The following is a 13578-nucleotide window of genomic DNA, read 5'->3' as shown; positions in this document are numbered from 1 at the left end:
TACCCTATGACTTTACCAGAAACAAGGGATTACATGCAATTTATATACATATAGAAAAGCCGATTTCCTCTCCCCCAAGAGAAAATCGGCTTTTGCAATATATAAATAGAACCCCTTCTATTTGAATCTGTCCTTATCTTAACCTTCGAAAGCTTATGATAAAACTCGAGTAGTTTTCTTCACCATCGTCCCACGCTCTTTAAAGTTTGTGTGCCACGAGAATGCCTTTTCTAACACATGAGGGGTCTGCCCACCACGCTCAAGTGCTTCATTATAGTATTCCCAAAGCTGTTCACGGTACATCGGATGTGCACAGTTTTCAATAATAAGTGGTACACGTTCCCTAGGTGCTAAGCCACGAAGATCCGCATACCCTTGTTCTGTAACAACAACATCCACATCATGCTCTGTATGGTCCACATGTGAAACAAATGGAACAATACTAGAAATGTCTCCACCTTTTGCAATGGATTTTGTTACAAAAATTGCAAGTCTAGCATTTCGAGCGAAATCGCCTGAACCACCAATACCATTCATCATTTTCGTTCCACTAACATGAGTTGAGTTGACGTTTCCATAAATATCAAACTCCAATGCTGTATTAATAGAAATAAGTCCGAGCCTGCGGATGATTTCAGGTTGGTTGGAAATTTCCTGTGGTCTTAAAACCAATTTATCTCTGTATTTATCAAAATTACTAAATACCTGTTTCATTTTCTCTTCAGATAGCGTTAGCGAGCATGCAGATGCAAAGTCGACTTTACCTGCATCAATCAAGTCAAACACAGCATCTTGTAGTACTTCTGAATAAACTACTAGATTCTTAAATTCAGAATTCACCATACCGTGTAGCACGGCATTTGCTACAGAACCAATTCCAGATTGCAATGGCATTAACGTTTCAGTTAGCCTGCCCGCTTTAACTTCAAAACGTAAAAAGTCCAGCAAATGGTTAGCCATCATTTCTGTTTCTTCATCTGGTGGTACAATTGTTGACGGCGAATCTTCTTGATGTGTGAAGACAATTCCTTTCACCTTACCAAAATCAAGCGGTATCCCTATCTCCCCAATACGCTCATCAGGTTTTGTCAACGGAATTGGCTCTCTTTCTCCCTGCTTCAAAGGACTATACACATCATGTAACCCTTCAAGTTCTTTCGGTTGGGCTGTATTAATTTCAATAATAATATTCTTTGCAAATTCGGCAAAGTTCCCTGAGTTACCGATAGATGTACTTGGGATTAAAAAACCATCCTCCGTAATAGAAATCGCTTCCAAAATTGCGTAATCAATAGAATCAATAACATCAGACCTTAATAACTCAGATGTATGTGACAGATGCTGATCAACAAAAAAATGCTCCCCTGCATTAATCGTTTCTCTCATTGCTGGCTCTGCTTGAAATGGCAAACGTTTATTAACGATTCCAGCTTCTGCAAACATCCTATCTATATCTGAACCTAAAGAAGCCCCTGTGTATACATTTACCTTAAACTGCTCACCACCTGCTGCCCTTTTCACCAATGCAGTCGGGACTGCTTTTGCATCACCCGCACGTGTAAAACCACTTAGCCCCAACGTCATCCCATCGTCTATCCACGATGCAGCTTCTTCTGCAGAAACTACACGTTCTCGCAGCTTGGGGACCTTAATAAGATTTACGTTTTCCATAACTCTCCCCCCTTTTGCAATATAGATTCATTTTACTGCATTAGGGAGAATTATCGGACAATTAGGCTTAAACGATTGAAATTTTGTTTAAAGCATTAAAATTTTTGACTAAAACAGAAGAAACGATTTTTAATATTTGTTGCTTTTTAATGATCACAGTTGATATAAAGTGTGGACTATTTGAATTCAAGCAATTTAGCTCTCGCTTACACTTATGATTGGTTTATGTCGTCATTGCGCTGCGGCAGAATACTTCGCTTTCCACGGGCACGGCCTCAGCCCTCTCAGAAGCAAAGAACGCTTCTTCCTGGTCTTCGGACACGTGCTGTTCCCGTAGGAGTCTTCGTATTCTGCCTCCGCTATGATATCTGCTCTAGATATTTTTATAGTTATAGTCCATATAATCACGTTTCGGACAGTTGTTTTCTGTAAAAAACAGCATATTTCTAATTTTAGACAAGTAGAGCAGGCACCTTAGTGGAGGAAACACACGTAGACTCCTACGGGAGGATAGGCCTAGGTGAGACTACGTAGTGCGTTAGCACGAAGAAGGCTCACCAGCCGCCCGTGGAAAGCGAAGTGTGTTTCCGGAACGATGTGTTTTGCACAATACTGAATTAAAGAGATCCGAAGTCTATACAAATAGTGGACTTAACAACAATCTTTTAGAAAATATCCAAACAGAATAATATCGCTAAAATCCCAACATTTTCCTGAAATAACTAGAATAAGATTGACTAACAGGGATTCGAGTACCGTTATCTAGTTCCAACATAAAGGTAGAATGAGAATCGGGATAAATATGTTTGATATGATTTACATTTACGATAAAAGACCTGTGGCAACGAATAAAAAATTCTCTCGGCAATAAATACTCAAATTCCTGTAATGAATTAGAATGTATACCTTGAAATTCCTCTGTATAAACATGTGTTTTCCTATCTTTATACTCTAGATGCCTAACATCATTAAACGAAATAGGTTTCCAACCGTCACCTGTTTTTACAGTAACAACTGATTTCCCATCCGTGTATGCAGGATAGATTGCCAGTACACATCCTTCTAATCTATCATCCTTCAGGTATGGAACCGCCATACCATGATATGGCACACCAAATACATCTCGATGAATAAATTCGGATACTTTCTGTCCTTTGGAAAGCGCACGGTAAGCCAATGTTCCCTCCTTTATGGGGTCACCAGGCTTTATCTTTAAATCGATTCGTTTACTCGGGAGATAGTACATATACTCATTCGTATTTGCTACTGCAATTGAAATCTCATCGGAGAATAGTTCCCCAATCACATCTAATATGTGCATATTCCTCACTCCTCCAATCAAAGGATACGACTTTTTAAAGTTAGTATAACAGGAAAACAAGACCCGTATAAACAATAATTCGACAAAAATCGGGAGGTGACAGGCACGCCAAACTCTGCTAATCTATATGTGGGAGAATACGTTAGCACTTTTTATAAGAATAGGGGATATTTTCATGAAAAGACTTATTATTTTAGGTGGGGGATATGGCGGCATTAAGGTCCTTTCTGGTTTGTTAGATTATCAATTACCTGAAGATATACATATCACTGTTATTGATCGAAACCCATTTCGTTCGTTAAAAACAGAATTTTATACCATTGCTGCTGGAACATCAGCAGAAACAGATGTAAGGGTTGATTTCCCAGATGACAGGCGTGTTCAATATGTGTTCCGAGAGATCACGAAAATTGATACAGAAAGTCAGAAAATTATATTTGAAGAAGATGAGGAAAGTATATCCTATGACTACTTAGTAATAGGACTTGGATGTGAAGATAACTTTCATGGCGTTCCTGGGGCACAGGAATATACAGAAAGTGTGCAGACATTTGAGAAGGCACGCCATACTGGGGTTGCAGTTGGAAACTTAAAGGCATACGGCAAAGTCTCCATTATAGGCGCTGGTTTAAGTGGCATTGAAATCGCATCTGAGATTAGGGAATCCCGGCCAGACTTGAATATCCGATTATTAGATAGAGGGCCAACGGTGTTGAAAGCGTTCGATTCTAAGATTCAAGAATACGTAGAGAAATGGTTTGTAGCGAATAACGTAGATGTTATACATAACTCGAATGTTGAATATGTTGAAAAAGATGGTGTATGCAATAATGGTGTATGCTACATAAATGATGTGACAATTTGGACGGCTGGTGTAAGGCCGAATCATTTAGTGAGGGAACTTCCATTTGAGAAGGATAAACATGAAAAAATCATAACCAATGAATTTTACCAAGTTCCTAGACAACCTAACGTCTATGTATTAGGTGATTGCGTTTCCTCCGAGCTTTCTCCAAGTGGACAATTAGCTGGGCAACAGGGAGAACAAATTGCTGAAATTTTGTTGGCAATTTTTAATAATAAAAAACCTAAGCAACCAAAACAAATTAAATTAAAGGGTACACTTGGATCCTTAGGTAAATCAGACGGATTTGGAAATATGATGCAGTTTCCAATGATTGGCTTTCTCCCTAGACTTGCGAAGTCAGGTGTTCTTTGGTTGAGTAAACGGCATTAATCAAAGAAGCCACAGCGAATCAGATAAATACGCACGAAATCAAAAAAGGAATCAGGCACTCTGACTCCTTTTTAATTTTTACAAAATATTAATAACGGAATAATACATTCTTCATATTCTTTTATTATGATAGACCTAGAATAGTTTAATGGGGGTGCATCTGATAAAATTCCTCGGAAAGTTAGCGATCTGTCTCCTTATAGCATTTCTCTGGCTCTTTTAGTGGAAGGTTAAACGATGTTCTTTTTTTAAAAATTGATGAAACGTATCTGCTGTCAATGGCTTACTAAAATAATACCCTTGTCCTTGTGGGCATTCTGCATCTTTTAATTGATCTAACTGCTCAACAGTTTCAATTCCCTCAGCAATAACATTAAGTTTTAACTTCTCAGCAATATCGACAATTCCATTGACAATTGCTTGACTTTCTTTATTTAAGTCAATATCACGGATAAACGATGCATCTATTTTTAATGTGTTCACTGGAAGGTTCTTTAAGTAGCTAAAAGAACTATATCCCGCACCAAAGTCATCAATCGACACTTGAATTCCTAGGTCTCGTATTTCCTGTAATATACTTTGAGCATTATCAATATTCGTAAAGGCAGTTTCTGTGACCTCAAGTTCCAACCATTTTGAATCTAGATTGGTTTCTCGTAATATCAGCTTGATTTTTTCAATAAGGTCATTTTGATACAATTGTTTAGTAGATAGGTTCACAGACAATACTAGATCAGTATATCCTTCCTCTTGCCACCGGTGTGTTTGCTCGCATCCCTTCCTTAGAATCACTTCACCTAATACCGTTATTAAGCCTGTCTCTTCAGCAATCGGTATAAACTTCCCAGGCGGGATTTTCCCAAGCTCAGGATGATTCCAACGTACTAGCGCTTCCATTCCAATGAGCTTACCTGATTTAATATCTATTTTAGGTTGATATTCTAAAGTAAACTGATCTAATTTGATAGCCTTTTTCATTTCATTCTCAAGTAAAATCCGCTCTAATGACCTTTCCTCCATATTTTTGTGGAAAAACAAATAACTATTTCTACCCTTCGCTTTAACAGTATCTGATGCGATATTTGCCTGTTTTAATAATTCCTCTGGCGTCTTGACTTCAGATGGATAAACAGATATCCCAATACTACCTGTAACGGTATACAAATTTTTACTTACTGTAATTGGATTTTGGAGACTTTCAACTATCTTGTCCGCTATTGCAATGACTTCATCCCTCGTTGAACGACTCAACAAAATAACAAATTCATCCCCACCGATTCGCGCAACAAAATCTTTTGCATGTATGGATGTTCTTAACCGATTTGCTATTTCAGTTAATACAGTATCACCTTTTTCATGGCCTAAAGAATCATTAATATTTTTAAACCTGTCCACATCTAAATATAAAACTGCCAACTCGTCATGAATTACCTTCGCATGGTAAAACTCTTTACTGAGATGATTCATGAAAAATGCTCGGTTAGGTAGACCTGTTAATGTGTCATGATGGGATAGATGATAGATCATCTTCTCCGAATGTTTCCGTAACGTAATATCACGTATAACTAGTACGAGCGTTCCAACTTCATTCCCCTCATCATCTAACACTGCACTTATTTTTGCCTCTGCTGACAGAAAGCTTCCATCTTTTTTCCGCATTCGAAATTCAACATCACCAAATGATTTTCTACCCTTAAAGATTGTTTTAACCATTAGGGTAACATTTTCACGATCATTTTTATGAACCCATCTGAGAAATTTACTATGTTCTATGTCCTCTATATTGTGACCTAGCACAGCATAACTTGATGGAGTAATATACATAATATTACCATCGCGATTAATTACAGTTATGATATCTGACGTATTTTCTGTAATTAATCGATACTTTTCTTCACTTTCCTTCAATTCTTCTTCAACCTGTTTTTTTTCAGTAACATCGTCACGTATAGAAATGTATTGATATGGTTTTCCATCCTTATCAAGAAAAGGGACAATTGTCGTATCAAGCCATATGTACGACCCATCTTTCGCCTTATTTCGAAGGACACCTCGCCATACATTGCCCGATATCACCGTCTCCCAGAGATTTTTATAATATTCCTTTGAGTGGTACCCTGAGTTAAGCATACGATGATTGTTAGCCAATAATTCTTCTTTAGAGTATTGGATAACTTTGCAAAACTGGTCATTTACATATAGAATCTTTCCATCCTTATCTGTAATAGTCAAAATGGTAGCTTGATCTACGGCATATTTCAAATCAACTAATTGTGGTATAATATCTTCTTTTTTTATTACTAAATCTTTCATTTCTAAGTATTCTTCTCGTGTCATGATAGAGTAGTCGTCCAAAAACCAATCTGTCATTATTATCACCTTAATCTTATGTAGTATCACCATGATTGAACTACCCCACCACTGTGTGCTCCCGGCGAGTTACTTGAAGTGGGGGAACACCTTCGTAACCGAAGTTTATGATTAGGCTAACCCTGTGGTTCCCATAGTCATCTTTTAAATGTTTACTTACGTTAATACCTCTATCGTGATGTGCACAACATTCTTTACAAGTCCACTCACATCATGCAAGATTTTTTAACGTCTTTATTTCGGTATCCACAACAAGAGATAAATATAAGCCCATTTTACCATACGCATGGTCATTAACAAACTTACAGAAGTTTATATTCCCTTTATTTACCAGCTTATTAAATAAATCATGAACACAGCGCTTTCCCCTTGACAGGATTTAGATACCTTCCCAAATCATACATTTCTATATACATAAAAAAAGAACCCTAATTTATCTCTAGGGTTCTTCCTCTGTAATGCTTACTGAAATCTTTCTATAAGTTGATTTACCCAATCCATTTTTTTCTCCACCTGGCCATCCATATGTTCAATTTGTTCCACTACACGATTTTTAGCAGTCCCTCCAGAAACATCCCGTGCATTTACTACTTGCTCTGGATGCAGTGTGGAAAAGATATCTGTTTCAATCAGAGCTGAGAAAGATTGGAATTCTTCTAGCGATAAATCTAACAAATATTTATTATGATTAATGCAATGTAAAACCACCTGACCAACAACTGCATGGGATTCCCTAAATGGCATTCCCTTGCCAACTAAATAATCTGCAAGATCTGTTGCATTAGAGAAATCTTTCCTTACTGCCTCATACATGCTCTCTTTCTTCACTTGCATTGTCTCAATCATTGGAGCAAACAAAGAAAGTGCACCTCTTAGCGTTTCTACCGTGTCAAACATGCCTTCTTTATCTTCTTGCATATCTTTATTATATGCCAGAGGTAGGCCTTTTAATGTTGTTAGCATCCCCATTAGATGACCATAAACACGACCCGTTTTCCCACGTACAAGTTCTGCAACATCAGGATTCTTCTTCTGTGGCATCATGCTACTTCCTGTAGTAAAGGCATCATCTAGCTCCACAAAATTAAATTCAGAACTTGACCATTGTACGATCTCCTCACAAAGTCTTGATAGATGCATCGAAATAAGAGAAGCATTTGCTAGAAACTCAACAACAAAGTCACGGTCACTTACTGCATCAAGACTGTTTTCACATATCCCTTCGAAGCCCAGTTTTGAAGCAACATACTGGCGGTCAATAGGGAATGTTGTCCCAGCTAAAGCACCTGCACCAAGTGGGGACTTATTCACTCGTTTAAAGCTATCTATTAATCGTTCCACATCACGCTCAAACATATAGACATATGCCATCATGTGGTGGCCAAACAGTACAGGTTGCGCCCGTTGGAGATGTGTATAACCTGGCATCACTGTTTCAAGGTTTCCTTTTGCCTGAGCTAATAATGATTGTTGAACTTTTGTTAGAAGCTCGACCAAATCGATTAATGCTTCTCTTAAATAGAGCCGCATATCTAAAGCAACTTGGTCATTTCTACTACGGCCAGTGTGGAGTTTGCCCCCTACTGGACCAACCTCTTCTATTAGTAGTTTCTCAACATTCATATGAATGTCTTCATTTTCTGTCGATAGTTCCACCTTGCCATTTTCTATTTTCGTTGCAACTTTATTTAATCCTGCAGTAATTTCATCCGCATCGTGAGCCGGAATTATCCCACAAACCTTAAGCATTTCAACATGGGCAAGACTACCACGAATATCATACTTTGCTAACTTTTTATCAAAATATATGGATGCAGTATATTCATCAACTAGCTCGTTTGTTGGTTTTGTAAAACGTCCGCCCCATAGTTTCACGGTTTCACAGCTTCCTTTACTTCTAGTTTTACTTTTTCAATTGACTTATCCTTAGAAAAGGTTTGATTTACTGTTGCATGCACTTTTGTTGGTAATCCCCACAGTTTAATAAAACCTAATGCTGCCTCATGATCAAATGCATCCTCTTTATTATAGGTTGCAAGATCAAAGTCATATAATGAATGAGCCGATTCACGTCCTACGACCTGAGCTTGCCCTTTGTATAGTTTTACCTTTACTGTTCCAGATACAAAATCCTGTGTTTTTTCAATAAATGATTGAAGTGCTTCCGTTAGTGGTGAATACCATTGGCCATAGTATACGGTTTGTGCAAGTTTTTGCTCTACTGTCGGTTTAAACTCAGCAACTTCTCTAGGTAATGTTAATGCTTCCAGTTCTTGGTGCGCAGCAATTAATGTCAAAGCCGCTGGTGCTTCATATATTTCACGAGATTTAATTCCAACTAAACGATTTTCTACGTGATCAATACGCCCAACCCCATGTTTCCCTGCAATGTCATTGAGTTCTAGAATTAATTCGTCTAAGGCTAATGCTTTGCCATCTAAAGAAACAGGTTTCCCTTGATCAAAAGTAATTTGGATAAGCTGTGGTTCATTCGGTGCGTCAATTGGATCGACCGTCAAATCAAAAGCTTCTTTCGGTGCTTCTACCCAAGGATCTTCAAGAATTCCACATTCATTGCTACGTCCCCAGAGGTTTTGGTCAATACTAAACGGATTATCTAAATCGATTGGTATAGGAATTCCATGATCTATCGCATATTTAATTTCCTCTTCTCTAGACATCGCCCATTCTCGAACGGGAGCAACAATCTTAAGATTTGGATTTAATGCTGTGAAGGCTACGTCAAAACGAACTTGGTCATTACCTTTACCGGTACATCCATGCGCAACCGCAACTGCACCTTCCTTTTCAGCAATATCAACTAGGATTTTAGCAATTAAAGGACGAGATAATGCAGAAATTAATGGATACTTTCCTTCATATAGTAAGTTTGCCTTTAATGCTGGTAGCACGTATTCATCTGCGAATAATGTCTTTGCATCAATAACGTATGATTTAATTGCCCCAACATCTATTGCTTTCTTCTTAACAAAATCTAAATCCTTACCTTCCCCAACATCTAAAGCTACGGCAATAACATCGTAATGATATTTATCCTGTAACCATTTAATCGCGACAGAAGTGTCGAGTCCACCTGAATATGCTAAAACGATTCTTTCCTTCATTAAAAATTTCCCCTCTCCGTATATCTTTTATTAATGAATTATTATGCACTAATATGTATAATAATTCAAGTATTTTTAGGAATATTTTAATTACTTCTGGCTTAGAGTATATTTCAAAAAAGTTGGCAAATTTTAGTTGGGAAATCCATAAAAAAGAAATATCTTTGTAAATAAATTGTAAAATTATACCAAATAATACTTTTTACCTAATACAGGTTTGGACTACTAATTCTGAATTATCTATGAAATTATTACTAGATTTTATCGTGTTCAAGCACCATTATCCATTTTTTTCAATTCTTATGGGGGTTTCCTCATGGGACAATAAGCCATTGTACTTCCAAATTGTATTCGTTATACTCTCTTTCGTATGATACTAATTTACCTAGAAAGATATACCTGCTATTATCCATATCAATTAAATGTTGGATAGTAAATCATCTCAGATCGCTCCAACCATCGTAAAACTACATAATTAGAGTGAAACTTCAATCCTTACAATAATATTTCAACACCTAGAATGAAGGCAGATTACTTCTTATGGGTTTTCCATATTTTATTACTAGTTAAATAGTATCAACATTCTAGTTCAATAGAAAAGGGAGGAATTTCATGTTTAAGAAAGTATCAATGTTAGGATTATCACTTTTGCTCATTTTCTATCCTTCAGCGTCATTAGCTGCTGAGTCAGATAATCAGCAAAACCCTAACGAAACGAGTATTACGACAGAAGAAAACGCCGAGGTCACCACAGAAGCAAGTACACAGGTCGATAATAATGTGACAGAAGAAGTTTCAGCATCTGTAGAAGATGATGATGTTACTGACTCGGCCGAGGAGCCAACTGTTGAACCAGTTGAGGTTACTGAAGAATCTGATGTGGAAGTTGAAGAAGAAGCAGGAGAAACAACTGAAACAGTAAACACAAATAATAATGAAGAACAAACAATTGAGACAGATGAGCCATCTGAGAATGATGAAGAAACAAACACAACTATAGAAGACGAGATTATTGAATCCGATATCGAAGCAGAAGGAAAAGAGACTACTATTTCCGATGGTGAAGAAGAAATAGTAGATGAGGAATTAGAAATTATAGATGAAGAAAATACTGAACAACAGCAATTAGATGAAGAATTGGACCTTACAAATATATACGGAGCAATTAACCAACGCTCAGGTACAAGCCTTCAATATGACTTTAATAAAGGCTACTATACACTTGAATTACAAGCTGGATTAAATAACATGTCTGGTAGCCAAGTCTTAAATCAAAAGTGGATTGCATTCGCACTACCAAATGGTGTCTATTTGGCGGATGAGGACGTTCCGGCAGGCGTTGTACAATTACCTGTTAATGGAAAAAATGGAATTGCCATTAAAATACCAGACGTAAAGGAATTTCCTGACAGTAAATATGTTTATCCTACGATTCCTTTAGTTGGAGAACCAGATGATAATGATCCAGTATTAAATCTATACCTATACAATGTAAATGTTGATGAGTTGACTTATGAGGATCTTGGACAAATAGAAGGTCAACGTGATATTGACTTCTCCATAATGGAGGGTACACCTGAACTAGACATCGAGGGCTCTCTTTCGGGCAAAGCAATATTCGATGATGAAAAGGGTCATTATGTATTAGATTTAACAGTAGAAACAACAAATAATACTGAATTTGACATTTCGAATTTATATGGAGGATTTACGCTTCCTGAAGGTGTAGCTGTAATTAATACCGAAGATACACCTGATAATATCGAAATTCTAAACCTAGGAGACGGTTTACAAACTGTAGCTGTTAAATTACCAGAATTAGCTTCTGGAGAGAATGGAGAGTCGTCCATCCAAATTCCATTACTTGGACAAACAACGGAGAACATCACTGCTTCCACCATTACAGCTTATGCAATTGACGAATATTACCAAGAAGTTGGGCAATTTGCTGGATCCATAAACATTGATTTATCAGAGATGGTAGACACTTGGAAGTTCAGTGCAGAGAGCCAAATTGTCAGAGATTTCCCAGGTCTTGAAGAAAATGAATTTGGATTACGATTTGGATTTAACACACAAAACCTAACATTAAATAGTATTGACAGGGTTAAGGTAGAATTTCTAGTACCAAATAATATTACCATTCACGAACCTGATTCTTATAATTCAGGAGATATCCCAGATTCCTTGAAGGACTTTATAAATGGAGATACGTTAAACAGCGGAAATCTCGATTTAACATGGGATGGAAATAAGGCAACAATCAATCTTGACACCGTTGAGGGTGTTAATTTCTACCAAGGATATTTTGAAGCATTTGGAGAAAGCAATACTTCTCTAGATGAATTAGAAGGTTTAGAAGTACTTGTTACACTTTTCCAAAACGGGGAAGAAATTGTACAGGAGCTTTATGTTCCATTTGAAATCGTCGCTTATGACGGTGACATTCCTGAAGAGGATGACAACGAAAAACCAGAAAATCCAGAACAAGATCCTGAAGAAGGAGACAATCCATCCAACGAAGATGATGAAACACCATCTAATGATGATGAGCAGCAATCAGATGATAACAATAATGCCGATGATAATGAACAACCAGAAAACGATAACACAGACAACAATAATCAAACTGAAAATCAACCTTCAAATGATAATGATAATGATAATGATCATTCTAACAAAGATGGTGAAACAACCAATAATCATACAGAAGGGGCAGAATTACCAGATACTGCAACAAACATGTACTCCATGCTACTCTTTGGAACAATACTAACAATAGCTGGAATTGCATTATTCGTTGTTAGAAAGAGAAAATTAACCAATTAATAATTGAAAAACACAATGCCAACAACTGTTTGCATTGTGTTTTTTTATGATTTGAAGTGAAACAATAATTAGTAGACCTCTTAACACATACCTTAAAGAGCTTTTAATCCCTCTTCAACAGAACTGTCTCCAGAAATTAAATCAAACGACTTATAATAGGTGCTTTCTTCATCCAAAGCTGCAACTACCGTTTTGGCAACGTCCTCGCGAGGAATACTTCCCCTTTCAAGGTTTTCTGCTGCTTTAATAAGACCTGTTCCTGGCTCATTTAACAATCCACCAGGTCTTACAATTGTATAATTCAAATCACTCATCTGTAGCATACGATCAGCATAATGTTTAGCAACCATGTACGGCTTAATTGGACTATCTTTAAAGCTTTCACGATTATGAGCACCAATCGCACTAACGATAACGTAACGTTTCGCGCCAACCAATTCGGCAGCCTCCATCGATTTCACCGCACCGTCAAGGTCAACCAATAATGTCTTATCTGGGCCTGTTTTTCCACCAGAACCTGCAGTGAAGATAACAGCGTCACAAGACTTCATAGCCTCTGCTATTTCATCAACACTTCCTTCTAAGTTAGCCACAACTGCATCTACTCCAGAGGCTTTGAGTAATTCTGCTTGTTCTTCACTTCGTACCATTGCTTTTAATGTATGTTCATTACTATCTTGTAACATTTTAACGATATGTTTCCCAATCTGCCCATTTGCTCCAATTAAAAATACATTCACATTAATCACTCCTCATTGTAGATTACCCATATTGTTTCAGAATATAAACACCTTTTCAACGAAGATGCTTATAGCTTTAAAAACAAGTCTGTATTCTAAAGGATTGTTAATTACACTATTTATATAGAATGCGCAACAATAATTTGGGAAATTTTCTTGAGAGAGCTTATCAAGTTCATTTGAAGAGAATTTTGCTCTATTTTAATCTTGAGAGAGCTTATCAAGTTCATTTGAAGAGAATTTTGCTCTATTTCAATCTTGAGAGAGCTTATCAAGTTCATTTGA

General features: G+C 37.1%; 8 protein-coding genes. 2 read left to right on the top strand and 6 right to left on the bottom strand.

The window, feature by feature from the left end:
* Nucleotides 1-153: 153 nt before the first annotated feature.
* Both scpC and D8M05_RS08590 read right to left on the bottom strand, forming a co-directional pair.
* Nucleotides 154-1671: a succinyl-CoA:acetate CoA-transferase ScpC gene (gene scpC, locus D8M05_RS08595; protein WP_121130685.1), complete on the bottom strand. Its 1518-nt coding sequence runs from the start codon at nucleotides 1669-1671 to the stop codon at nucleotides 154-156.
* Between the two features lie 694 nt (nucleotides 1672-2365).
* A complete protein-coding gene (locus D8M05_RS08590; protein WP_121130683.1) occupies nucleotides 2366-2992 on the bottom strand; it encodes a LytTR family DNA-binding domain-containing protein in 627 nt (208 codons plus the stop codon).
* Between the two features lie 175 nt (nucleotides 2993-3167).
* On the opposite strand from D8M05_RS08590, the gene D8M05_RS08585 reads away from it, so the two are divergent.
* Nucleotides 3168-4229, top strand: a complete 1062-nt coding sequence (locus D8M05_RS08585) for an NAD(P)/FAD-dependent oxidoreductase (RefSeq protein ID WP_121130681.1) — start codon at nucleotides 3168-3170, stop codon at nucleotides 4227-4229.
* 219 nt (nucleotides 4230-4448) lie between these two features.
* Here D8M05_RS08585 and D8M05_RS08580 read toward each other — a convergent pair whose 3' ends face one another.
* The 3 genes from D8M05_RS08580 to D8M05_RS08570 form a co-directional block, all read right to left on the bottom strand.
* The gene (locus tag D8M05_RS08580; RefSeq protein WP_245985268.1) at nucleotides 4449-6632 is read right to left on the bottom strand and encodes a sensor domain-containing protein; all 2184 of its coding nucleotides are present in this window, start codon (nucleotides 6630-6632) and stop codon (nucleotides 4449-4451) included.
* A 429-nt stretch (nucleotides 6633-7061) separates the two neighbouring features.
* Entirely contained in the window at nucleotides 7062-8474 is a 1413-nt protein-coding gene (gene argH, locus D8M05_RS08575; RefSeq protein ID WP_121130679.1) for an argininosuccinate lyase, read from the bottom strand.
* Entirely contained in the window at nucleotides 8471-9724 is a 1254-nt protein-coding gene (locus tag D8M05_RS08570; protein WP_121130677.1) for an argininosuccinate synthase, read from the bottom strand. Before D8M05_RS08570 ends, argH begins: the two co-directional genes overlap by 4 nt.
* Before the next feature lie 612 nt (nucleotides 9725-10336).
* Between D8M05_RS08570 and D8M05_RS08565 the strand changes: the two genes are divergently transcribed.
* Entirely contained in the window at nucleotides 10337-12553 is a 2217-nt protein-coding gene (locus tag D8M05_RS08565; RefSeq protein WP_121130675.1) for an LPXTG cell wall anchor domain-containing protein, read from the top strand.
* A 92-nt stretch (nucleotides 12554-12645) separates the two neighbouring features.
* On the opposite strand, the gene D8M05_RS08560 is transcribed toward D8M05_RS08565, so the two are convergent.
* A complete protein-coding gene (locus tag D8M05_RS08560; RefSeq protein ID WP_121130673.1) occupies nucleotides 12646-13293 on the bottom strand; it encodes an SDR family oxidoreductase in 648 nt (215 codons plus the stop codon).
* Nucleotides 13294-13578 lie beyond the last annotated feature (285 nt).

Source organism: Oceanobacillus bengalensis (assembly GCF_003628445.1).
Taxonomy (GTDB): Bacteria; Bacillota; Bacilli; order Bacillales; family Amphibacillaceae; genus Oceanobacillus; species Oceanobacillus bengalensis.
The sequence above is the reverse complement of the archived record's forward strand: the minus strand, read 5'-3'. Positions and strand labels throughout refer to the sequence as shown.